The sequence below is a fragment of the Tsukamurella sp. 1534 genome (assembly GCF_000312385.1).
Classification (GTDB): Bacteria; Actinomycetota; Actinomycetes; order Mycobacteriales; family Mycobacteriaceae; genus Tsukamurella.
This window is the reverse complement of record NZ_HE997628.1, coordinates 607,774-630,807: the sequence shown is the minus strand read 5'-3', so window position 1 is coordinate 630,807 and position 23,034 is coordinate 607,774. Positions and strand designations below refer to the sequence as shown.

20 protein-coding genes and 1 tRNA gene are annotated in these 23,034 nt (G+C 70.9%); 6 read left to right on the top strand and 15 right to left on the bottom strand.

What is annotated here, in order from left to right:
• Window positions 1–33 precede the first annotated feature (33 nt).
• The 4 genes from eutC to BN39_RS21050 all read right to left on the bottom strand — a co-directional run bounded on the left by eutC (window position 34) and on the right by BN39_RS21050 (window position 4,427).
• Entirely contained in the window at window positions 34–852 is an 819-nt protein-coding gene (eutC, locus tag BN39_RS21065; protein ID WP_019204432.1) for an ethanolamine ammonia-lyase subunit EutC, read from the bottom strand.
• Complete coding sequence (locus BN39_RS21060; RefSeq protein WP_019204431.1) at window positions 849–2,264, bottom strand: ethanolamine ammonia-lyase subunit EutB; 1,416 nt, start codon at window positions 2,262–2,264, stop codon at window positions 849–851. The genes eutC and BN39_RS21060 overlap by 4 nt, the downstream gene beginning before the upstream one ends.
• Window positions 2,261–3,703 (bottom strand): ethanolamine permease, encoded by a 1,443-nt coding sequence (eat, locus tag BN39_RS21055; protein ID WP_040769055.1) that lies wholly within the window; start codon window positions 3,701–3,703, stop codon window positions 2,261–2,263. The genes BN39_RS21060 and eat overlap by 4 nt, the downstream gene beginning before the upstream one ends.
• 127 nt (window positions 3,704–3,830) lie before the next feature.
• Entirely contained in the window at window positions 3,831–4,427 is a 597-nt protein-coding gene (locus BN39_RS21050; RefSeq protein WP_019204429.1) for a TetR/AcrR family transcriptional regulator, read from the bottom strand.
• Window positions 4,428–4,493: 66 nt separating this feature from the next.
• On the opposite strand from BN39_RS21050, the gene BN39_RS21045 reads away from it, so the two are divergent.
• The 4 genes from BN39_RS21045 (at window position 4,494) to BN39_RS21030 (ending at window position 8,868) form a co-directional block, all read left to right on the top strand.
• Window positions 4,494–5,411, top strand: a complete 918-nt coding sequence (locus tag BN39_RS21045) for a metal-dependent hydrolase (protein WP_019204428.1) — start codon at window positions 4,494–4,496, stop codon at window positions 5,409–5,411.
• Between the two features lie 45 nt (window positions 5,412–5,456).
• Complete coding sequence (locus tag BN39_RS21040; RefSeq protein ID WP_051159099.1) at window positions 5,457–6,563, top strand: hypothetical protein; 1,107 nt, start codon at window positions 5,457–5,459, stop codon at window positions 6,561–6,563.
• 41 nt (window positions 6,564–6,604) lie between these two features.
• Window positions 6,605–7,912 (top strand): KasA/KasB family beta-ketoacyl-ACP synthase, encoded by a 1,308-nt coding sequence (locus BN39_RS21035; RefSeq protein ID WP_019204426.1) that lies wholly within the window; start codon window positions 6,605–6,607, stop codon window positions 7,910–7,912.
• Window positions 7,913–8,010: 98 nt separating this feature from the next.
• Entirely contained in the window at window positions 8,011–8,868 is an 858-nt protein-coding gene (locus BN39_RS21030; protein WP_019204425.1) for a class I SAM-dependent methyltransferase, read from the top strand.
• 4 nt (window positions 8,869–8,872) lie between these two features.
• On the opposite strand, the gene BN39_RS21025 is transcribed toward BN39_RS21030, so the two are convergent.
• The 3 genes from BN39_RS21025 to BN39_RS21015 form a co-directional block, all read right to left on the bottom strand.
• Window positions 8,873–10,303, bottom strand: coding sequence for a cytochrome P450 (locus BN39_RS21025; protein WP_040768794.1), 1,431 nt, complete (start codon window positions 10,301–10,303; stop codon window positions 8,873–8,875).
• Between the two features lie 222 nt (window positions 10,304–10,525).
• A tRNA-Leu gene (locus BN39_RS21020) sits at window positions 10,526–10,602 on the bottom strand.
• A 54-nt stretch (window positions 10,603–10,656) separates the two neighbouring features.
• The gene (locus BN39_RS21015; protein WP_051159086.1) at window positions 10,657–11,763 is read right to left on the bottom strand and encodes an alpha/beta hydrolase; all 1,107 of its coding nucleotides are present in this window, start codon (window positions 11,761–11,763) and stop codon (window positions 10,657–10,659) included.
• An 84-nt stretch (window positions 11,764–11,847) separates the two neighbouring features.
• On the opposite strand from BN39_RS21015, the gene BN39_RS21010 reads away from it, so the two are divergent.
• The gene (locus BN39_RS21010; RefSeq protein ID WP_019204422.1) at window positions 11,848–12,453 is read left to right on the top strand and encodes an ANTAR domain-containing response regulator; all 606 of its coding nucleotides are present in this window, start codon (window positions 11,848–11,850) and stop codon (window positions 12,451–12,453) included.
• Between the two features lie 28 nt (window positions 12,454–12,481).
• Here the strand turns inward: BN39_RS21010 and BN39_RS21005 are convergent, their stop codons facing one another.
• Window positions 12,482–12,787 (bottom strand): helix-turn-helix domain-containing protein, encoded by a 306-nt coding sequence (locus tag BN39_RS21005; protein WP_019204421.1) that lies wholly within the window; start codon window positions 12,785–12,787, stop codon window positions 12,482–12,484.
• A gap of 216 nt (window positions 12,788–13,003) precedes the next feature.
• Here BN39_RS21005 and BN39_RS21000 point away from each other — a divergent pair, with 216 nt between their 5' ends.
• Window positions 13,004–13,903 (top strand): cytochrome c oxidase assembly protein, encoded by a 900-nt coding sequence (locus BN39_RS21000; protein WP_019204420.1) that lies wholly within the window; start codon window positions 13,004–13,006, stop codon window positions 13,901–13,903.
• 51 nt (window positions 13,904–13,954) lie between these two features.
• Here BN39_RS21000 and BN39_RS20995 read toward each other — a convergent pair whose 3' ends face one another.
• Genes BN39_RS20995 through BN39_RS20965 form a run of 7 tightly spaced genes read right to left on the bottom strand, consistent with a single transcriptional unit; the run spans window position 13,955 to window position 22,997 of the window.
• Window positions 13,955–14,680, bottom strand: a complete 726-nt coding sequence (locus BN39_RS20995; RefSeq protein ID WP_019204419.1) for a rhomboid family intramembrane serine protease — start codon at window positions 14,678–14,680, stop codon at window positions 13,955–13,957.
• Window positions 14,681–14,728: 48 nt separating this feature from the next.
• Complete coding sequence (locus tag BN39_RS20990) at window positions 14,729–17,533, bottom strand: ATP-binding cassette domain-containing protein (RefSeq protein WP_019204418.1); 2,805 nt, start codon at window positions 17,531–17,533, stop codon at window positions 14,729–14,731.
• A gap of 17 nt (window positions 17,534–17,550) precedes the next feature.
• Window positions 17,551–18,105 carry a hypothetical protein gene (locus BN39_RS20985; protein WP_019204417.1) on the bottom strand — a complete coding sequence of 185 codons (555 nt, stop codon included), beginning with the start codon at window positions 18,103–18,105 and terminating at the stop codon, window positions 17,551–17,553.
• Window positions 18,102–18,992, bottom strand: a complete 891-nt coding sequence (locus BN39_RS20980; protein WP_019204416.1) for an acyl-CoA thioesterase II — start codon at window positions 18,990–18,992, stop codon at window positions 18,102–18,104. The genes BN39_RS20985 and BN39_RS20980 overlap by 4 nt, the downstream gene beginning before the upstream one ends.
• Before the next feature lie 26 nt (window positions 18,993–19,018).
• Window positions 19,019–20,440 carry a pyruvate kinase gene (gene pyk, locus BN39_RS20975; protein ID WP_040769040.1) on the bottom strand — a complete coding sequence of 474 codons (1,422 nt, stop codon included), beginning with the start codon at window positions 20,438–20,440 and terminating at the stop codon, window positions 19,019–19,021.
• Between the two features lie 10 nt (window positions 20,441–20,450).
• Window positions 20,451–21,491, bottom strand: coding sequence for a prolipoprotein diacylglyceryl transferase (gene lgt / locus BN39_RS20970; protein WP_040769038.1), 1,041 nt, complete (start codon window positions 21,489–21,491; stop codon window positions 20,451–20,453).
• A gap of 33 nt (window positions 21,492–21,524) precedes the next feature.
• A complete protein-coding gene (locus tag BN39_RS20965) occupies window positions 21,525–22,997 on the bottom strand; it encodes a glycosyltransferase family 39 protein (protein ID WP_040769037.1) in 1,473 nt (490 codons plus the stop codon).
• Window positions 22,998–23,034 lie beyond the last annotated feature (37 nt).

Below are 23,034 nucleotides of genomic sequence, written 5' to 3'. Positions count from 1 at the left end.
GCGTGGATGCCGCCAGCGTAGCCCCGTGGCCGGTCATTCAGCGGCGAGTCCGCGCAGGTCGTCGGCCTGTGCGATCGCACCGCGCGAGGTGTCCTTGAGGTCGACGCCGGACCGGCCGAGCCGGCGCGCGCCCACCACGAGGCCGGCCGCGATCCGCGCGGCGTCCGCGTATCCCAGCCCTTCGGGCGGATGGATGTTGGAGATGCAGTTGCGGTGCGCGTCGGTGACCCCTGCGCCGAAGTCCTCCGGGTCGGCGCGGTGCGTGAGGTAGATGCCCAGGCTGTCCGCGACGGACAGCCCCGGACGCTCCCCGATCAGCACCAGCAGGGTGCGCACTCCCAGCGCGCGGGCGACGTGGTCCCCCAGCGCCACCCGCGCCTGCGTCGCGATCACCGGCGGCGCGAGGACCACGTCGGGCGGCAGCGCATCGCGGATCGCGGCCGCGAGCGCGACACCGTGATCGGCGAGCGCGCGCGGCGAGAGGCCGTCGGCGAGCACCAGGGCGACATCGGCCTCGACGCGCGGGACCGACCCGAGATCCGCGGGCGCACGACCCAGGTCGGGGCGGCGCAGGTACTCGCCGCGGTCGGCCGCGCGGCTGGTGATCGCGGCGACGTCGCGGAACCCGTTCTCCCCCAGCTGCTCCGCGAGGGCGGCCGTGTCCAGCGGCTGATGCACGGCGTCCCGGGCGGTGGCGTGCGCGGCGGCGAACTCCAGCACCCGGCGGGTGGGCAGCGCGTCTCCGGTGCGGCCCAACCCGATCCGCGACTGGGTCGTGGAGCGCAGGGCGTCCCAGAAGTCATCGTCGGCGGGCCGGCGTTCGTGGCCGTCGGAGCGGTCGGGGGCGCTCATCGGGCCACGCCCGTCGTCAGTTCCCGCAGGGGTGACGCCTCGACCGCCACGTCGCGCAGGCCGCCCCGCTCGTCGGTCATGCCCTGCCGGGCGAGCCACTCCTCGAACTCCGGGGCGGGCCGCAGTCCGAGCGTGCGGCGCGCGTACAGCGCGTCGTGGAACGCGAGCGACTGGTAGCCGAGCATCACGTCGTCGGCGCCGGGCACGGTGATCACGAAGGCCACCCCGGCCACGGCGAGCAGGGTGAGGAGGTCGTCCATGTCGTCCTGGTCGGCCTCGGCGTGGTTGGTGTAGCAGACGTCCACGCCCATCGGCAGGCCCAGCAGCTTGCCGCAGAAGTGGTCCTCGAGGCCGGCGCGGGTGATCTGCTTGCCGTCGTAGAGGTACTCCGGCCCGATGAATCCGACCACGGTGTTCACCAGCAGCGGCTCCAGGTGCCGGGCCACCGCGTAGGCCCGCGCCTCCAGGGTCTGCTGGTCGACCGGCGCACCGTCGGTGCCCAGGTGCGTGCCGGACGACAGCGCTGAGCCCTGCCCGGTCTCCAGGTACATGACGTTGTTCCCGACGATGCCGCGCCCCAGCTCGCGCGCCGCGGCGTTCGCCTCCTCGAGGAGCGCGATGCTCACGCCGAACGCGGAGTTGGCGCCCTCGGTGCCGGCGATGGACTGGAACACCAGGTCCACCGGCGCGCCCTGTTCGATGAGGCCGAGCGTGGTGGTGACGTGGCTGAGCACGCAGGACTGCGTGGGGATGTCGAACCGGGTGCGCACGTCGTCGAGCAGGTGCAGCAGATCCGACGTGGCGTGCGGCGAGTCCGTCGCGGGGTTGATGCCGATCACGGCGTCGCCGCAGCCGAGCAGCAGTCCGTCCAGGGTGGCGGCCGCGATGCCGCGAGGATCGTCGGTGGGATGGTTCGGTTGCAGGCGGGTGGCAAGGGTGCCCGGCTGACCGATCGTGGTGCGGAAGCCGGCGGTCACCGTCGCCGCCCGGGCGACGGCGATGAGGTCCTGGTTCCGCATCAGTTTGCTGACGGCCGCGACCGTCTCCGGCGTGAGCGCGGGCGCGAGGGCGGCCAGCCGCTCCGCGGCGTTCTCGGCGACGACGGTGCGCAGCAACAGGTCTCGGAGGTCACCCACGGTGAGGTGGGCGATCGCGGCGAACGCCTGCCGATCATGCGTGTCGATGATGAGCCTGGTGACCTCGTCCGACTCGTACGGCACCACGAGCTCCTCCAGCAGCGCCGTGAGCGGCACCTCGGCGAGCGCCCACTGGGCGGCGGCGCGCTCCGCGTCGGATCCGGCCGCGCACCCGGCCAGCTCGTCGCCCGAGCGCAGCGGGCTGGCCTTCGCCAGGAGGTCTGCCATCGAGGCGAAGGTGTGGGTCACCCCGCGGACGGATTGGGTACGGATCACGTCAGCTCCCGTTCGGCGTCGGCCAGCGCGGCGAACTCCTCATCGGGCGAGTTCGCCACCAGGTGATGTCGACTGTAGACGCCGAAGTACACGAGGAAGGCGGCGAACGCGGCCAGGGTCAGGCCCGCGGCCTCCGGGTCCACGAGGAACGTCGCCACCACGGCGGCGCAGGCGATCACGAGCGCGAACGAGGTGGTGACGATGCCGCCGGGTGTGCGGTACGGGCGCGGCATGTCGGGCTCGCGGCGGCGCAGCACGATGTGGCTGACCATCATCAGCACGTAGCTCACCGCGGCCCCGAACACGGCCATGTTGAGCAGCGTCGCGCCCTCGCCGGTGAGCGACAGGGCGAAGCCGATCACGCCGGGCACGATCAGCGCGAGCACGGGGGCCTTGCGAGCGTTGGTGACCGACAGGCTCTTGGGGAGGTACCCGGCCCGGGACAGCGCGAAGGTCTGCCGCGAGTACGCGTACATGATCGAGAAGAAGCTGGCCACCAGGCCGGCGAGGCCGATGTAGTTGACCGCCTTGGCCGCTCCACCGGTGCCGAGCGCCTCCACCAGCGGGTTGCCGGAATCGGCGAGCGCCGCCGAGCCGATCGCGCCGGGCGCGAGGATCAGCACCGTCGCACCGGTGACCATGAGCAGGCCCATGGCGACGATGATCCCGCGGGGGACGTTCTTCTCGGGCTCGCGCGCCTCCTCCGCCGCGAGGGGCACGCCCTCGACGGCGAGGAAGAACCAGATGGCGAACGGCACGGCGGCCCAGATCCCGAGGTACCCGTGCGGCAACCAACTGGAGGCGCCCGCCGCATCGGTCGCGGCGATGTCGGTCAGGTTGCTCATGTCGAACTCGCCGATCGCCGCGACGGCGAAGATCACGAGGCCGATGAGCGCGATCGCGGTGATCACGAACATCGCCTTGAGCGCCTCACCGGCGCCGGTCAGGTGGATGCCTATGAACAGCGCGTACACCGCGAGGTAGACCCACCACCCGTCCTTGATGCCGAACAGGTTCAGCGATTCGACGTAGGAGCCGATGAAGGTGGCGATCGCGGCGGGCGCGATGGAGTACTCGATGAGGATCGCGATCCCGGTGGCGTACCCGCCCCAGGGGCCGAGCGCGCGGCGGGCGAAGGTGTAACCGCCGCCCGCGGCGGGCAGCGCCGAGGACATCTCGGCCATCCCCAGGACCATCGCGAGGTACATGCCGGCGATGAGGACGGCGGCGATCGCGAGGCCTCCCCATCCGCCCTCGGCGAGACCGTTGTTCCACCCCGCGTAGTCGCCGGAGATCACGTAGCTCACGCCGAGCCCGGCAAGCAGGACCCAGCCCGCCGACCCGGAGCGGAGGGTCCGTTTGGCGAGGTAGTCGTCCGATTCGATGGTCGCGTCGACGCCGTCGTGGTGCAGCGGCCCGGCCGCTCGCTCGTTGCTCATCTGTGCCTTCCTGGTCACGGTCGATCCGACCACCCGCGCGTTGCGGGCCGGTATCGGCGTGTTTCACCGGCGAGTCGTGCCGGTGTGACCCGGAACACTACGAGTCAAGAGTTGCACCGGGGTTGCATCAGGCGAGCGCGACCGCCGCGACGGCGGGCGCGACCCAGCGTTCGAGGTATCCCCGCAGCTCGTCGGGGGTACGGGATGGGTCTCCCGGGGAGATGAAGAAGGACTGCATGACGCGCAGTTGGAACTCGACGAGCTCGCGCAGCCGGTCCTCGTCGTAGCCGTACGCGGCCCAGTCCACGTCGAACCGGCCGATCATGGTCATTCCGAACGCCATCGCCTGCTCGGAGGCGATGGCTTCGGTGTGCGAGTGCGCGCCGGAGAGCATCAGTCGCAGATGCGGGGCGCGGGGCACGTTGTCGAGGGTGAAGACGATGCCCTCGACGACGGCACGCGCCGGGTCACCGATCCCGGCCACGTGGGCGGCCAGCCGGTCCAGGAATCCTCCGACGGATTGCACGGCGGCCGCCTGCAGCAGCGCGTCGACCGTCGGGAAGTAGCGGTAGACCGTCTGCCGGATGACGCCGAGCGCGTCGGCGACCTCGGCGATGGAGGTGGTCCCGCGCTCGCCGATCAGGTCGACCGCAGCCGCCACGATGCGCCCCGCCGCCTCCTCGTCGGTGTCCGGCGGCGATCCGCCCCATCCCCTGCGTGCCATCGCCCCAGGTTACCGCTTCTCCCATTAGAACCATACAGAACCTGTTCTATATGTATGGTGAGCGTCATGACGGATCTGCACCCCCGCAAGATGGACTTCCATTTCGACGAGGCACCCGTGCCCTTCGTGTGGAACCCGGACAACCCCGCGTTCTCGTCGATGATGAACGCCGTCTCGTTCCTCGCCGTGGGCTTCGAGAAGATGATCGTCAAGCTGATCCTGCAGCTGCGCAAGGACTTCCCGGACCCCGAGGTGGCCGCGGAGGCGACGGCGTTCATGCAGCAGGAAGGGCACCATTCCACCGCGCACCGTCGGCACGTGCAGGCGCTCATCGCCCAGTACCCCGGCCTGGAGAACACCCTCGACGCCGTGATCGGCGAGTTCGACCTCCTCACCGAGGCGACGTCGAAGGAGTACCGGATGGCCTACACGGCCGATCTGGAGGCCACCTTCACGCCCGTATTCAAGCTGATGCTCGACAACGAGGAGAACCTGTTCCGCCCCGGCGACGATCGCGTGGCGTCGATGTTCCTGTGGCACTTCGTGGAGGAGGTCGAGCACCGCAGCTCCGCCCTGATCATCTACAACGCGATGGTGGGCAGCGAGCTGTACCGCATGCGAATGGCCCCGTCGATCTTCGCGCACGTGCTCAAGGTGATCCGCATCGCCTGCGCGGGCTTCAACCAGCATGTGCCGCTGCGAGATCGGCAGGTGGACGCGCTGTCGATGTTCGCGCGGTACCGGCTCAAGCAGAAGATCCTCGTGGGGCTGGCCCCGCACCTGACCAAGGGCGCGATGCCCCGCGCGTTCGACACGCTCCCCCGCGACCAGCAGATGGTGGCCATGAAGGGCATCATCCGCAGCCAGACGCCGGGCCACGATCCCGCGCACGAGGACCTGCCCGTCCTCGCGGGTGAGTGGCTCGACCGGTACGACGCCGGCGTGGACTGCACGCGCTGGTACGCGTCGACGGCGGCGGTGTAGGCCGTGGATCTCTGCACCCCTACCTTCGCGGACCTCGCCCGGCGCATGGGGTTCTCGTGCGCGGACACGGGTGATCTCGTCGAGTTCCGCAGCCCGTTCGCACTGGAGAACTGGACGCTGCCGGTCCTGGAGCTCACCATCGTGCTCGGTTCGGTTCTCGCGCTCGTCTACGCGGTGCGACGGTGGCGGCGCCACGGGGACGCGACGAACCTCGCGATCTGGTTCGGCGCCACCGCGTACCTGTTCGTCATCGAGCCACCTCTATACTTCCCCGGGGCGTTCGGGATCGACGGCTACGTGGACACGATGTTCGCGCACAACCTGTTCACGGTCGAATTCCTGTGGGGCCGGCTTCCGCTGTACATCGTGGCGATCTATCCACTGCTCGGCACGATCGCGTTCGAGACGGTCCGGAGGATCGGCGTGTTCCGCCGCTACGGGATCTGGGCCGGCGCGTGCGCCGTGGGGCTGGTGCATCACGCGTTCTACGAGATCTTCGATCACATCGGCCCGCAGCTGCGCTGGTGGGAGTGGGCGCTCGACAATCCGATCAACCAGCCCATGTTCGCCTCGGTGCCGATGGGCTCGGTCGTGGTGTTCGCCGCGCTCTGGCCGATGTCCCTCGCGCTGTGCGTCCAGTTCATGATCGGCAGGCACGTGGACGGGGGCACGGTGTTCACCGGGCCGCAGATCGTGTGGCGGACCGTCGTGATCGGGCTGGCCGCGTCGGTGGGGACGTTCGTGCTGCCCCTGCCCGCCACCGTGATCGGCCTCGCCGGCGACACCGTGCGCGGCGTGGTCTACGCGGCCGAACTGGCGGTCATGGCGGCCGTCGGGGCTGCGGCGATCTGGCGCTCGTGGTCGGCGGCACGGGCGGACCCCACGGCGCTCGGTCCGCGGAACCCGCTGGTCGAGTTGTACGCCGTGGTGTACCTCGTGGTGTTCGCCGGACTGTGGGCGGCGGCCCTCCCCGACTACCTGGCGGCCCGCGACGGCATGACCGCCGAGGGCGATCCGATCGGCAGCCTCCCGTACACGCTGATCTGCTTCGTCGTCGCCGCCGTCTGCACCGCCGCGACGTGGACCGACCGGTCCAAGAACCGATCGGTTCGTGAGGACCCCACAAGACACGGCAGTGAACTTCTCACCTGAGGACAGCCGTTCGATTGCGGCGATCGGGTTTGATTGATCTCATGGCAGATATCCGGAGTTTCACCACGCTCGGCGGAGATTTCCCCAGCGTCGTCGTCACCGCCATCGAGATGACCACCTCGATCGGCACCGATACCGAGTCGACCTGGAGCGGACTTCTCGAGGGCAAGTCCGGCATCCGTGACCTCAAGGGTGACTTCATCGGCGTGCAGATCCCCGATCTGCCGGTGCGCTTCGGTGGCCAGCTCCTGGAGGACCCCACCTCGGAGGTCCCCGAGCGCCCCGACCGCAAGTACGCGGGCGACATCAGCAAGCAGCACGTCTCGAAGCGCCGCATGTCCTACGTCGAGCAGGCCGCCCACGTGATCACCAAGCGGCTCTGGGACAACGCCGGCCGTCCCGACGTGGACCCGGCCCGCCTCGCCGCGGTCGTCGGCACCGGCCTCGGCGGCGGCGAGTCGATGGTCGAGGCCGTCGACGCGCTCCGCGACCACGGCGTGCGCAAGGTCTCGCCGTTCACCGTCCAGATGGCGATGCCCAACGGCGCCTGCGCCGTGTCCGCCCTGGAGATCGGCGCTCGCGCCGGCGCAATCGCGCCGGTCTCGGCCTGCTCCACCGGCAACGAGGCCATCGCACACGCCTGGCGCCAGATCGTCCTCGGCGACGCCGACATCGCGGTCTGCGGCGGCATCGAGGGCCGGATCGACAGCCCCGTCATCGCCCCGTTCTCGATGATGCGCGCGCTCTCGACCCGCAACGACGATCCCGAGCACGCCTCGCGCCCCTTCGACAAGGACCGCGACGGCTTCGTCTTCGGCGAGGCCCAGACCCTGATGATCATCGAGACCGAGGAGCACGCCCTCGCACGCGGCGCGAAGCCCCTCGCCCGCCTGCTCGGCGCCGGCATCACCTCGGACGGCTACCACATGGTCTCCCCCGATGTGGAGGGCGGCGGCGCCGCCCGCGCCATGAAGCGCGCGATGGAGACCGCCGGCCTGCAGCGCAGCGATATCGACTACATCAACGCGCACGCGACCGCGACCCCGATCGGCGACCTGGCCGAGGCGAAGGCCATCAACGCGGTCGTCGGCACGGACGCCGCGATCTACGCGCCCAAGGGCGCCCTGGGCCACTCGATCGGTGCCGTCGGCGCCCTCGAGGCCGCGCTCACCGTGCTGTCGCTGCGCGACGGCGTCATCCCGCCCACCCTGAACCTGGAGAACCAGGATCCGGAGATCGAACTCGACGTGGTGCACGGCGCCGCCCGCAAGGGCGACTACAAGTACGCGCTGAACAACTCCTTCGGCTTCGGCGGCCACGACGTGGCCCTTGCCTTCGGCAAGTACTGATCTTCACGGGGGCGAATGCCCGTTTCGTCTGCCCGCCACCGGATTTCCGGTGGCGGGCAGGCCTGTTCACGGGGCCACCGCAGCCGTACTGTCAGTACATGGTGAACGAGGCGATGCGCCAGGTCTGGGCGGAGACCGCGCCCAGCTGGGTCGAACACGAGCAGGTCTTCGATCGCGTCGGCTCAGCGGCCGCCGACGCGATCCTGGCGGTGGCCGGCATCGGCCCCGGTGACAGCGTCCTCGACGTCGGCTGCGGCACCGGCGCCCTCCTCGCCGCCGCGATCGATGCCGGAGCCTCGGCCACGGGCGTGGACATCTCCGCCGCGATGACCGAGGCCGCCGCGGCCCGAGTCCCCGCGGCGGACGTCCTGTTCGCCGACGCGCAGACGGAGGACCTCGCGTCGCTGTCCACCGCACCGTTCGACCGGGTGGTGTCCCGGCACGGCGTGATGTTCTTCGACGATCCCGTCGGCGCGTTCGCGAACATCCGCCGCGCCTGCTCCGACGGTGCGCGCCTGGCGTTCGTGTGCTGGCGCACCCTTGCCGAGAACCCCACTTTCACCCTGGGGGCACCGGTCCTCATGGCACGAATGCCCGAGCTCCCGCCGATGCCCCCGCCCGGTGCGCCGGGCCCGATGTCGCTCGCCGAACCCGAGCGAGTGCGCGGCGTGCTGGGCGATTCCGGCTGGGCCGACGTCACCGTCGAACCGCTCGATTACGAATTCGTCTACGGCGCCGAGGGAGACGACGGCGTCGACGAACGGGTGACCATGCTGCTCGGCACTCCCATGGGCCAGGCCATGGCCTCGACCCTCGAGCCCGCTCTGGGCCCCGACGGGTGGGCCGCGCTGCTCGACGAGCTGCGCGCGGAGGTCCGCAAGCACGTCGTCGACGGGCACGTGCGGCACCCGGCCGCGTGCTGGCTGGTCACTGCGAGCTCCGGGTCCCGGGCGTGACGGCTCAGCGTGCGGCGACCGGCGATCGCTCGCGAGTCGCCACGTCGAGGCGGAATCGACGGGGCGCCAGGGACATCCTGGTGGTGATGTCGAGTTCGTAGCCGGGCTCGGGCTCCAGATCGAACCGGCGGACGATCTGCGCCAGGGCGATCATCGTCTCGTGCAGCGCGAACTGCCGGCCGATACACGCCCGCTCGCCGGTGCCGAAGGGCTTGTACGCGTGCGGCATCCGCCCCTTCGACCGGTCCGGCAGCCAGCGGTCGGGATCGAACACGTCGGCGTCCTCGCCCCACACGTCGGGGTCGCGGTGCGTGAGCGGCAGGACCACGACCGCCACGTCGCCGGGACGCATCGTGTAGCCGCCGGGCGCCGTCGTCTCTGTGAGGACGGTGTCGCGCACCGCCGTTCGCGCCATCGTCGGCGCCGCCGGCCACAGCCGCAACGTCTCGTCCAGGACGCGGCGCAGGTAGCGCAGGCGCGGCACCTGGTCGAAGGTCGGCGCGGCGTCGGCGCCGATCACGTCGTCGATCTCGGCCCGCACCCGTTCCAGCACGTCGGGGTGCTGTGCGAGGTAGTACAGGGCGAACGAGATGGCGCTCGCGGTGGTCTCGTATCCGGCGACGAGGAAGGTGAGGATCTGATAGCGGATGTTGCGCTGCGACAGCGACTCCCCCGTGCTCGGGTGGCGGGTGCTGAGCATGAGGTCGAGGATGTCGCCGCAGCCCTCCGCCGCGCCGAGCCCGTCGCGCCGGCCGATTAGCTCGTCGAGCAAGTCATCGGCGTAGCGCTGGTGCTCGCGGTTGCGCAGGTCGTACCAAGGGCCGAGGACACGCCCGCCGGGCACCGAACCGAGCTTGGTCTTCTGCCCCGAGGTGTAGAGGGCGCGCAGTAGGGCCGCGACCATGGGGTGCCGCTCGTCGGAGTCGAAGGAACCGAACTCGTAACTGAACGCCGCGCGACCGATGGTCTCCAGCGTCAGCTTGGCCGTGTCGTGCGTGACGTCGACGGGGCCGTCGGACGACTGCCACCGGTCGCACAGCTGCTCCACGGCGCCGACCATGATGTCGTGGTAGTCGATCATCGCGCGCTTGCTGAACGCGGGCATGAGGATGTCGTGGGCGAGCTGCCAGTTGGGTTCGTCGGAGTAGGCGGTGAACAGCCCGTCGCCCGCGTACTGCCGCAGTTCCACCATCCCCGGGGCGAGGGCCTTGGTAAACCGCTTCGGGTCGCAGAGCTCGCCTGCCAGCCGCGCGCCGGGCACCAGGGTGACGCGACGGGTCCCCAGCCGCATCTCCACCATGTCCGGCCGCTCGTCGCGCACCCAGTTGAGCGCCCGCGCGGCGGCGGGGCGGGACGTCAGGATTTCGAGATCTCCAGCCAGCCTGGTGCCGCCCGGAATCCTCGGTAGCCGGTGACCGGACCAATGTCGGCGCACAGATTCCCCCAGACCTCTGGCGTGTAGGGTCCGCTCGCTGCTCGACGGAGCCGATCGAGGCTGACCATACCCTGTGCAATCGCCGAACCCACCATCCGACACGTCGGGTATGACAAAGCCAACCCGAGGCTATCGCCGTACTGAAATCGACTATTCGCCAACGAGAATCAACGTGGGCAAGGCGGTAGTCGATACGCGTATTGCAGCGCGGTCAACGCGTGGTGGTGCCCCCGGTGAGACTCGAACTCACACTGGACGGGTTTTGAATCCGTTGCCTCTGCCAATTGGGCTACGGGGGCGTCCGGCCGGCCCGCGATCGGTGTCGCGAGTGCCAGCCGCGCAAGTTTACCCGGTCAGTTCGCCGCGCCCGCCTCGGCGTCCACGGACGCGAGGAACGCGTCGATCACCGGCCAGGTCTCGCGGACGGCGTCGGGGCCCGCGAGCAGGCCGAGGTGACTGGACTCGACGGTCGCGAACTCGACCCGTGGCGAGCCGGTGAAGAGCTCCAGTCCGTAGTGCGCGGTGTCCCACGCGCACAACGCGTCCCGGTGAGAGCCGAACAGCTGGATGGGCACGTCGATCGAGCGCATGTCCGAGACGTACTCCCCCAGGTGCACCTCGCCGGCGCCGAGCTCGCCGCGGTACGCGAGCCGCTCCCACAGCTGCCCGGCCAACCGGCCCGGGTAGCCCGGGAACGTGCGCTGGAACCGGTCGATCACCTCCATGCGGGCGAGCTTCTCCCGGTCCCCCAGGTTCTCCAGGACGAACTTGGGTTTCTTGAGCTCCCGGTCCCACGACGTGGCGCGGTAGACCACCCGCACCACGGGGGCGGGGACGCCGCCGATGAGCCCGATCAGCGCTGCCGGACCGAAGCCGCCCACCGGCTTGGTGAGCGCCCGGACGATCGGATACGGCGGCTGCGCGGCGTAGTCCAGCGACGACGCGACGGCGACGATGGAGCGGATCGGCAGCGCGGACGCCCCCGCGGTGAGGAACGTCATCACCCCGCCGAGGCTCCAGCCGAACAGGTCCACCCGCGCACCGTCGGGCACCTCGCCGCCCCAGAAGTCCTCCAGGGTCCGCGCGATGGCCTGCGGGATGATGTCGACGGCGAAGTCCTCGAACCCCAGGTGCCGGTCGGCGTAGCCCATCTCCCCGAAGTCCACGACGTAGGGCACCCGGCCGGTGTCGGCGAGGTGCTTGACCACGGAGTACTCGGGCGACAGGTCGTAGCAGGTCGCGGGCGCCGCGATCGGCGGGATCAGCAGCACCGGCGCCGCACCGGGAACTGTCGCGGCCGCGCGCGCCGCCTCGTCGGTGAACCGGCGCAGGGTGCGATGCTCGCCTTCGGCCACCACGACGTGCGGCGTGCGCTCCGCGGGCCGGATCCCGCCGCCCAGCGTGAGGTCCCACAGCGTTTCCGCGCGCTCACGCAACTGAGTCAGACTCAATACGCTCATACGGTCACGCTACCCCGCGCGCACCGGCGCCCCGACCCCCGACCGGTACCCTGAGCCACGCTCACACCAGCGAAGGGAACCGCGATGGCCAACGACAACGAGCGCGCACGCCGGGTGCTCGTCGCCGAGGACGAGGCGATCATCCGGCTCGACCTCGCGGAGATGCTCCGCGAGGAGGGCTACGACGTGGTCGGCGAGGCCGAGAACGGCCAGGTGGCCGTCGACCAGGCTCGCGAACTGGAGCCCGACCTGGTGATCATGGACGTCAAGATGCCCGTGCGGAACGGGCTGGACGCAGCGCAGGACATCGCGCGTGAGCGCATCGCGCCGGTGGTGATGCTGACCGCGTTCGGCCAGCGGGAGTTCGTCGAGAAGGCCCGCGAGGCGGGCGCGATGGCGTACCTGGTGAAACCGTTCACCAAGGCCGATCTGATTCCCGCGATCGAGATCGCCATCAGCCGGTTCGCGGAGCTCGCCGCGCTCGAACGCGAAGTCACGTCCCTGTCCGAGCAGCTCGAGACGCGCAAGCTCGTCGACCGGGCCAAGGCCCTCCTCATGGAGAAGCACAGGGTGACGGAACCCGAGGCCTTCCGCTGGATTCAGCGCACGGCGATGGACCGTCGCACCGACATGCGCACGGTGGCGCACTTGGTGATCGACACCCTGGGCACCCCCTCGGACCGGGCCTGACGGCCGGGCCCTCAGGGGACCGCCGGGTCTAGACCGCGCGGGCGGATCGCGGAGGCATCGGCTGCCCCCGGTAGTAGCCGGTGCGCGGGGTGTTGGGGAAGGCAGGTGCGCCGTCGGCCGCCTTGTCGTTCTGGCGGTCGATCACCTTCTTCACCGCCTGCGGCGACGTCCCCGTGTAGCGCGCGATGTGCACGATCGGGATACGCGCCGCGTACGCGGCGAGGATGGTCTTGCGGTACTGCTCCTCCGCGTTGGCCTTGAGGTGCGACCAGTGCGAGATCGGGCTGAGGAAGTCGCGGACCTCTTGGGGCGTGGGCTCGGGAACCTTCGGCATCGCTACTCCGTGAGATCTAGCCCCGGGGGTGGGCCCGAGGACTGGCTGACATGGACGTTCGTCTCTACATCGATCCTCCACCCTGCTTTGTTACACGCCGGTTGGATTAGTTTGCCAGGGGTGGTACAACGGGCTTCGATGCATCCCTCTTCCGTGGCGGCGGAACCGCCTTCAGTACTCGAGACCTGGGTATCGACCCCCGTCGTCTGGGCGGTCATGGCCGTCGCTACAGGACTGTACGTGCTCGGCGTCGTCCGGTCCCGCAACGCGGGCTCGGCCTGGCCCGTGTTGCGCACCGTGTCGTGGTTCGTCGCGATGCTGCTCGTCGTGTTCTCCGTGAACACCGTGATGGGTGAGCTGTCGAAGCACCTGTTCTGGGCCCACATGGTGGTCCACCTGATCCTCATCACGGTGGTCCCGCTGTTCCTGGTCCTCGCCCAGCCGATCCGGTTGCTCGCCACCGCGACCGGGGAGACCGGCGACCGCCGCGTCCGCGCGGTACTCGCCAACCCCGTGCTGCGCGTGTGCACCTCGCCGGTCGTCGGGCTACCGCTGTACGCGTTCGTGCTGATCGGCACGCACCTCACGGGATTCCAGGATCTGGCCATCGAGAACCCGTGGCTGAAGAACCTCGAGTACACCGGGTACCTCGTGGCCGGCTGGATCTTCATGCTGCCCCTGGTCGGCGATGAGCTGTGCGGCCCCACCCGGCTCTCTCACCCGCTGCGGTTCGCCTCGTTCCTGCTCGCCATGGGCCCGGACACGCTGGTCGGCGTCACGCTGATGATGACCACCAGCGAACTCGCGCCCGGTTACGCCCTGTCCCGCGGGGGTTGGGGCCCGACGGGGCTCGAGGACCAGAACGCCGCGGGCGCGATCATGTGGTTCGGCGGCGACGGGCTGATGATGCTGCTGCTCCTCGTGGTCGCGTTCCAATGGATCACGGCGGAGGCCACCGGCAAGCGCGGCGGCGGCATGGGTACGTGGCTGGACTCCGCGCGCCGCAGCACGCTGGTCGGCGACGAGGAGGACGCCGACGGGGACGTCGACGACGACGAGGCCGCACTGGCCGCGTACAACGCGCGTCTGCGGGAGCTCAATCGGCACGGACGGTGACGGGATCCCGCACGCCGCCCGCGCGGTCCACGTAGTCCACGCCGGCGACGGTCAGCGGTACCGGTACACCTGCGGGTCGGGGTACGTCGCGAACCTGACCGCGACGAGGGCGATCACCACGGCCGCGACGAGCGCGGTGCACGCCCAGCCGACGCTCTCGATCTTCTTCCGGGTCCGCTGCTCCTGCGGGATCAGCTCCGGCACGTAGACCATCGCCGCCGCCACCGCCGCGCCGGCCACGAAGCCGCCCAGGTGACCCAGCAGGGAGATCCCCGGCACGGTGATCGACATGAACACGTTGGCGCCGATCACGATGAGCAGCGACGTGGGGTTCATCTTCATCCGCAGCACCAGCACCAGTTCGGCGCCGAGCAGGCCGAAGATGGCGCCCGAGGCTCCCACGGTGATCGTGTTCTCCAGCCCGAACCACAACACGGAGGCGCTGCCGCCCAGCAGGGCCACCGCGTAGATCGCGCCGTACCGCGCGCGCCCCAGGAACTGCTCCACGCTGCTGCCGAGGATGTACAGCGAGTACATGTTCACCAGCAGGTGGATCAGGCCGAAGTGCAGGAATCCCGAAGTCACGGCCGTCCACCACCAGCCGTTCGCGGTGTTCCGCTCGGACAGCGCCAGGTTCTGCACGTCGAGAGCGGCCATGTTGCCCTGGATGCTGCCGGAGGCCTTGGCGCTGAACGCGAAGGCGATCAGGTTCACGGCGATGAGGCCGTACGTCACGGCGGGCTGCCAGCTCCGGCGGGTGGGAACGGTGGTGGTCACCGCACCAGTTCACCACGTCGCGGCGGGGTGCGCCGCGCTCGGCACCGGCTACGGCACCATCCCCGGGTACACGCCGCCGAGCGCGTACCCGGCGATCAGCACCACGATCACCCCGGTGAGCACCGCACCGTCGAGCCTGCCGGGGCCCCGGTCCGGCTGCGCCACCGCGCCCAGGCCGCCGCGTGAGGTGATCGCGTCGGCCAGCTCGGCGGCGCGCCGGCAGGACTGGACCGTCGCGATGAGCAGCAGCTCCAGCATCGCCTCGATGGTCAGCCCGCGCGGCCGGCCGTTGCCGCGCAACGGCCTGCGCTGCCGGGCTAGGCCCCACATCGTGCGGACCTCCGCCATCGCGAGCGGACCGAGCCGGATCGCCAGCGCCAGCGCGGACGCGAACGCGACGCCGCGGCGTCCTACGGTGCCCAGCCGGTCCAGGCAGGTCTGCAGGAATCCCGGCACGTCGCCGAGCGGCGTGGTCCAACAGAACAGCAACGCCGCGAACAGCGACACCAGGAGCGCCGCGAGGGACCGGAGCATCACGTCGATGCCCGAGAGGCTGATCGCGAATCCGAACGGATGCACCATGGTGTCCCCCGCGCCGATCGCGGTGAGCGCCAGGCTGATCAGTCCGAACACGATGAACATCCGCGGCATCTTCGGGAGGGCCCGCCAGGGCGCCCCGGCCAACAGGAACCAGCAGAACAGGATCAGCGCGGAGGCACCGATGTTCCACCAGTCGGTGCGGACCCCCATCACGACGCCCATCGCGACCAGGACCGCCAGCTTGGTGCCCACCCACACCCGGCGGGCGGCGCCCGCGTCCGGCAGCGGCCGCCCCACCACGTCGCCGAACGACGGCCGACCCGGGCGCTTCCGGCCCGGATCGGGCTGTGCGCCGGACTGCGTCACGTCCAGCACGCGGTCGGTCACGCCCGTGAGGGGCGCGAGATCGTGGGTGACGATCACCAGCGTGGTCCCGGCCGCCTTGGCGGCCGACAGTGCTTCCGTCATCCGGACGGTCGCCTCGTCGTCGAGCCCTGCGAGCGGCTCGTCGAGCACCAGGACGCGGGGTTTCGAGGCCAGCAGCCCGGCGAGCACGACCCGCCGCTGCTCGCCGCCCGAGAGTTCGTCCGCCCGACGGTGCGCGAACTCGTCCGGCGCGAGCCCCACCAGGTCGAGGGCGGCGCGGACGCCCGCGGCATCGGCGCCGGAGGCGTCCTCCACATCGTCTTCGACGGTGTCCCGCAGTACCTGCAGGCGGGAGTGCTGCACGCCGATGACCACGCGGCCGCGGCCGTTGACCACCGGTTCCCCGTCGACCGTGACGGTGCCCGCCGTGGGCGTGAGGAGTCCCGCGATCACCCACGCGAGGGTGGACTTCCCCGCCCCGTTGTCGCCGGTGATGGCGAGTGCCGTGCCGCCGGGCACGGTGAGGTCGAGGTCGGTGAGAACCGGCCGGTCCCACGGGGTTCCGGCGTCCCGGATCAGGGTCACTCCGTGCAGCTCGATCCGGCCGCGCTCCGACGGCGCCGCCGTGCTCCCCGTCCCGGGGGCGAGGGCGCCGGCGCTGCGCCGCGGCGGTCCGAGGCGCACCTCGCGATCCGCCGCGGCGGCCTCGGTCTCGTGATGCGTCACGTGCACCACCGCGGTGCCGTTCGCGGCCACGCCGCGCATCACGTCGAGCGCGGCGGCCCGGCCGCCACCGTCGAGCATCGCGGTCGCCTCGTCGCTGATGAGCAACGCCGGCTCCCGGGCGAGAGCGGCCGCGACGGCGAGCCGCTGCAGCTGGCCCCCGGAGAGGGTCGAGGTCTCGCGGTCCGCGAGCTCACCCAGCCCCACCCGCTCCAGTACGGCGCCCACGTCGGCGTCCTGGGCGAGCGCACGCCCGAACCGCACGTCATCGGCGACGCGGATCCCCAGCACCTGGGATTCGGGACGCTGGAACACGATCGCGGTCCCGCCGGGTTCGCCCAGGCCCGGACCGCCCGGCCGGTCGACGACCCCCGTCGACGGTTCCGCTCCCGCGAGGACGCGGGTCAGCGTCGACTTACCCGTCCCGTTGCGGCCCGTGACGGCGACGAACTCCCCCGCGCGGACCGCGAACTCGGGCACGTCGAGCGCCGTCCTATCGCCGTAGCGCACGGTGACGTCGCGCAGCCGGAGCGGCACCGGGCCGGCGGGGGCGGCATCGTCGTGCACGAGGTCCGCGAGGCTACCGGTGGACCGGGGCAGCACCTCGTCGGCGCGGCGCAGCAGCGCGCCGAACGCGACCCGGGCCAGCCACACGACGGACAGCACCGCGACGATCAGCACCAGCGGCACCGTGATCGGCCACCACCGGAGGGCGAAGTCCCAGACGGCGACCATCGCCCGCCCGAGGAATCCGAGCTGGATGCCGGTCAGGAGACGGGCGAAGCCCGTCACGGTCGCGGCGGTGAACGTGAAGATGAGCTCCCGGAAGCCGGGGAACACGATGAGCAGCAGCACCGCGAACGCCGACGACGGGATCGCCAGCAGCGGAAGCGCGTTCAGCACCAGACGCCGAGTGGACCAGCCGCGCCGGATGGACGCGCCCAGCAGCAACCCCACCAGGCCGGACTCGATGGTCAGCGTCACCGGCGCCGTGCCGCCCAGCAGGAACGCCATGGACGCGCCGACGACCAGTGCCAGCGCGCAGGTGCGGAAGGTGTGCCGGAGCCCGATCACGCCGAACGGCAGGCACGCCGCGAACGCAACCCCCATCAGCATGGGGAAGATCTGCGAGATCAGGACCAGCGCGGCGGCCACGTCGGCGAGCGCCGCGGCCTCGGTGATCTGCCGGGCGCCCAACCGCGTCGCGGGTGCGCGGCCCTGCATTGCGGGGGCCGGAATGGTCAGCCGCGCGGGGCGACGTAGACGATCAGCGGTCCGGCGGCGGTGATCTCCTCGCCGCTCACCGGGGTGCCCTGGACGTCGTCGATTGTCACGTTGTAGGTGGTGCTCGGGTCACCCGACAGGCTCGTCACCTCGAACGGGAACTGGCACCGCCCGGAGCGCAGGACGCCCTCGTCGAGGGTGGCGTCGAACTCCCCGGAGCCGCTGCGGAAGGTGACCTTTGCGCCCTTCCGCACGCTCGCCGCCCCCTCCGCGCCCGTGCACGCGGTCTCGCCCGCCTGGAACTGCGTCGGATTGAGCACCACCACACCCTTCGTGACGAAGGCCGTCTTCGAGGTTCCCACGGACACCGCGACGATCGCGGCGACGGCCATGAGCACGCACGCGGCGACCGTGATCACGATGACCCAGGTGCGCTTGCCCGGGCCGCCCTTGCGCCACGGCTGCTGCGCGCCGGGCGGCAGCGGCGCGGGGAGCTCGGCGCGCCAGTCGCGGCCGGGCGTCCCGTCGGGCACGGACGGGATCGGCTGGTCCTGCGTGGCCGGTGTGCTCATTTCGCGCTCCTTGCCGGGAAGTACTTGAGCACGCCCTCCTGGGTCGTGCTGGCCACGAGGGCTCCGGACCTGTCGAAGAACTGACCGTTCGACATCCCCCGGCCGCCGTCGGCCACCGTCGAATGCGAGGCGTACAGGTTGTACTCGTCGAACCGGACCCGCCGGTGGTACCAGAGCGACTGGTTCAGGGTGACCGCCATGATCCGGTCGTAGCCCCAGGACAGGCCGTGCCGGGTGATGATCGAGTCGAGGATCGTGGTGTCCGAGGCGTACGCCAGCGCCGCGTCGTGGATCACCTGATCGTCCGGCAGGTCGCCGGCGGCGCGGATCCAGACCCGGTTGTCCTCCTGGATCAGTCCCTTGCCCTTGGCGATCCACGCGGGGTCGTTCGTGAACCGCATGTCCATCGGCTGCGGCGCCTCGACGAACATCGTCACGACGTCCTCGTACCCCCGGAGCGTGTCCTGGATGTCCGGCAGCCCCTCGGGATCCGGCACCGAGGGCGCCGGATCCCCGTGCACGAGGGGGTTGCGGCCGTCGGTCTGGTACGCCAGTTGCATGAGGGCCAGCACGGTGCCGTCCTGCTCCACGGACACCGTCCGGTTCGCGACGTTGCGCGTGTCCCGCAGCCGCGTGACCTTGAACTCCAGGTCCCGAGCCACGTCACCGCCGTTGATGAAATGCGTGTGCGCGGCGTGCAGGAACAGCGACTCCCGCGATCCCGGAACGGTGTTGCCCGAGGCGACGATCGCCTGCGACAGGATCTGGCCGCCGAACGTGCGGGCCGCCACCTTCGCCGGATGCCGCCCGAGGAAGGTGTCGTCGCCGGCGTCCGCGAGGTCCAGGGTGCTCAGGAACCCGTCGAAGTCGGTGAGAGTGTCCGTCATGACGACGAGCGTACTGGTTCGCGCTCCTAGTGGTCTTCCTCCCCGATCCGGTGCACCTGGATCAGGTTGGTGGAGCCGACGGTGCCGGGAGGCGCGCCGGCCACGATGACCACCTGGTCGCCCTTGGCGTACCGGCCGATGCCCTCCAGGGAGATGTCCACCTGGCGGATCATGGCGTCGGTGTCGTCGGCACCGTCCACCAGGAACGTCTCGGTGCCCCAGGACAGCGCGAGCTGGCTGCGGACCTCGGGCAGCGGGGTGAACGCCAGCAGCGGGAGCCGGGTGTGCAGCCGCGCCAGGCGGCGCACGGTGTCGCCCGACTGGGTGAACGCGACCAGCGCCTTGGCGTTGAGCCGCTCGCCGATGTCGCGGGCCGCGTAGGAGATGATGCCGCGCTTGGTGCGGGGCACGTGGTTGAGCGGCGGCACCGACGGGCCGCCCTCCTCGACAGCCTCGACGATCTTCGCCATGGTGCGGACGGTCTCGATCGGGTACTTGCCGACGGACACCTCGCCGGAGAGCATCACGGCGTCGGCGCCGTCGAGGACGGCGTTGGCGACGTCGGAGGCCTCCGCGCGGGTGGGCCGGCTGTTCTCGATCATCGACTCCAGCATCTGCGTGGCGACGATGACGGGCTTGGCGTTCTCGCGGGCGATCTGGATGGCCCGCTTCTGCACCAGCGGCACCTCCTCGAGGGGCAGCTCCACACCGAGGTCGCCGCGCGCGACCATCACCGCGTCGAACGCGAGGATCACGGCCTCGAGGTTGTCGATCGCCTCCGGCTTCTCCAGCTTCGCGATCACCGGCACCCGGCGCTCCACCCGGTCCATCACCGCGTGCACCCGCTCGATGTCGGCGGGCGAGCGCACGAACGACAGCGCGATGAAATCCACGCCCAGCTGCAGCGCGAACTCCAGGTCCTCGATGTCCTTGTCCGACAGCGCCGGAACCGACACGTTCATCCCCGGCAGGGACACACCCTTGTTGTTGGAGACCGGGCCGCCCTCGGTGACCTCGCACACCACGTCGTTACCGTCGACCGCGGTCACCCGCAGCCCGATGTTGCCGTCGTCGACCAGCAGCCGATCGCCCGGCTGCGCATCCTTGGCCAGCTCCTTGTACGTGGTCGAGACCCGATCGTGGGTGCCGACCACGTCCTCGACGGTGATCCGCACCGTCTCCCCGGCCTCCCACACCGTGCGGCCGTCGCCGGCGAACCGGCCCAGCCGGATCTTCGGGCCCTGCAGATCCGCCAGGATCCCGACCGCGCGGCCGGTCTTGTCCGACGCCGCGCGCACGCGGTCGTAGTTCACCTGGTGGTCGGAGTGTTCGCCGTGGCTGAAGTTCAGCCGCGCGACATCCATCCCCTCCTCCACCAGAGCGAGGACCTTCTCGTCGGTGGCGACGGCGGGGCCCAGTGTGCAGACGATCTTGGTTCGACGAGTCACCAGGGACACGTTAGTCCTCCGATTTCCGCTCGACAGGTTCACCGGTCAACCCGTCGGTATCAGTCCGCTCGGCGTTCACCGGTTGCACACTCTCCGCATCGTCCTCGGAGGACTCCGCGGCGTCACCCGGGGTCTCGTCCCGGGTCTCGTCCGGGGTGACCGCGGCGTCGGCCCCGCCCCGGTTCGACGGTTCCTGTTCCCGGGTGAAGACGGTGTCCTCCCGTCCCCTGGGGGCCTTGAGGAAGTACGCGACGGCGAGCGCGAACACGATGGCCGCGGTGAACACGTTGATCCGGACGCCGAGGATCATCGTCGCGTGGTCGTCGCGCATCAGCTCGATGAAGAAGCGGCCCAGGCAGTACCCGGCCACGTACAGGGCGAACAGGCGCCCGTGCCCGATCCGGAAGCGCCGGTCGACGATCACCAGGAACGCCGCGACGAGCAGGTTCCACACCAGCTCGTAGAGGAACGTGGGCTGCACGACGGCGAGCACCACGCCGTCGCTGCGCCCGTCCAGCACGTCGGGCCCGCGCTGGCCCACGTCGTTGACCCGCTCGAAGATCTGCAGGCCCCACGGCAGGTCGGTGGGCGCGCCGTACAGCTCCTGGTTGAACCAGTTGCCGAGCCGGCCGATCGCCTGGGCGACGATGATCGCGGGCGCGATCGCGTCGCCGAACGGGCCGATCTTGATGCCCATCTGCCGGCAGCCGAGCCATGCTCCGACGCCGCCGAGCGCCACCGCGCCCCAGATGCCGAGGCCGCCGTCCCAGATTCGGAACACGGCGCCGATGCCGCGGCCGTTGGGCCCGAAGTAGGTGCTGAAGTCGGTCATCACGTGGTAGAGCCGACCGCCGATGAGGCCGAACGGCACGGCCCACACGGCCACGTCGATCACCTGGCCGGACCTACCGCGGCGCGCCACCCAGCGGCGGTCGCCCCACCAGCAGGCGACGATGATGCCGATGATGATGCACAGCGCGTAGGCCCGGATCGGGACCGGGCCGAGGTGCCAGACGCCCTGCGGCGGGCTGGGGATGCTCGCGAGAATCACGCCCGTCACCCTACTGACCTCCGCGCGACGGCGTCACTGCGCGCGCAGCCGCTCCCACAGCACGGGCCAGCCGACGGTGCGCCCGGTGTACAGCTGGATCGACGTGTCGGGTGCCTGGCCGGGTGCCCGCACCGCCCGACGGTGCGCGAACGCCCGGTCGAGCACGGGGCTCGGGTCGCCCAGCCACAGGACGGATCGGGCATCCTCCGGCGGCGGGCCGAAGTAGTGGTAGGCGCGGTGGCCGCTGTAGGCGCGGGGAAGCCCGTCGTCGCGGCCGTGGAAGTCGACAGCGGCGGCGAACGGGTAGCTCTCGGCGACGACGGCGAGGCCGTCCCGCTCCGCGTGCGGCAGGCTGCGGTAGGCGGCCGTCACCTCGTCGGACAGGCGCTTCAGCAGTGTCTCGCCCTCGATCAGGGTGGTCGCGGGTTCGCGCAGCGGCGGCGTGCCGATCCGCTCCGCGACGGCCGGGCTCCACACGGGCGAAGCGGCCACCCAGCTGACCGCGGACGCGACCGTCGCGGACGCCATCACCGCGTGCGCGATGCTCCGGCCGCGGCCGGGGCGCGCCAGCGCCCATCGTTCGAAGGCGACGGCTCCCGCGGCCATCGGCAACGCGTACACGGAGGCGAGGTAGTAGGCGCGCCCGTGCGCGGCGACGATCGCGGCGACCACGAGCAGCAGCGCGACACCCAGGTACCGGTACGGCCGCACGTGGTCGGAACGGAGCAGCGACACGACCCCGGCGAGGAGCAGGGGCACCCCGATCAGCAGGCCCGCGCCGAACACACCGACCAGCGCGAAGCCCGCACCCCCTGGCCATTCCGCGCGGACGACGGCAGCCATGTTCGCGTACGCCCAGTCGTGCCGGGCCTGCCACCACAGGGTGGGGCTCGTCGCGGCGAGCGCGACGGCGGCACCACCCCAGAGCGCCGGGCGGGCCAGCAGGCGACGCGGTCCGCACGCGAGCGCGCCCAGCGCGACCCCGATCCACAGCGCCGGCACGAGGAACTTGGTGAGCAGCGACAGCGCGGTGACGACACCCGCCGCGAAGAGCAGCCCGTCGCGACGGGTGCGGGTCCAGCGCACGAGGAGGTAGACGATGAGCGTCCACCAGAGCGGGTCGAGCGCATAGGTCGCTAGCCAGTGCCCGACGGCACTGACCAGGGACATCGCCACCGCAGCGGCGGCGAACACCTGCGCCCAGGCGCGCCCACCGAGCTCGCGCGCGATGAGGCCGCCGAGCAGGGTGATGCCGGCGACCGCGATCGTCGCGGGCAGGCGGAGCACCACGAGGTTCCCGTGGGCCAGCCGATCGAGTGCGCCGGCCAGCAGGGGGACCAGCGGCGGCTGGTCGAAGTATCCGGCGGCCGGGTGGTCGCGGCCGGCGACCACGAAATAGGCCTCGTCGAAGAAGTACCCGTAGTTGCGGCTGCCGATGAGCATGACCGCGAAAACGAGCCCGGTGACGAGGGCGAGCGGAATTCGGGCGACGGCGGGAGGTCTCATGCGGTTCAGCGTCACGGCCGACGCGGCCCCGCCGGTA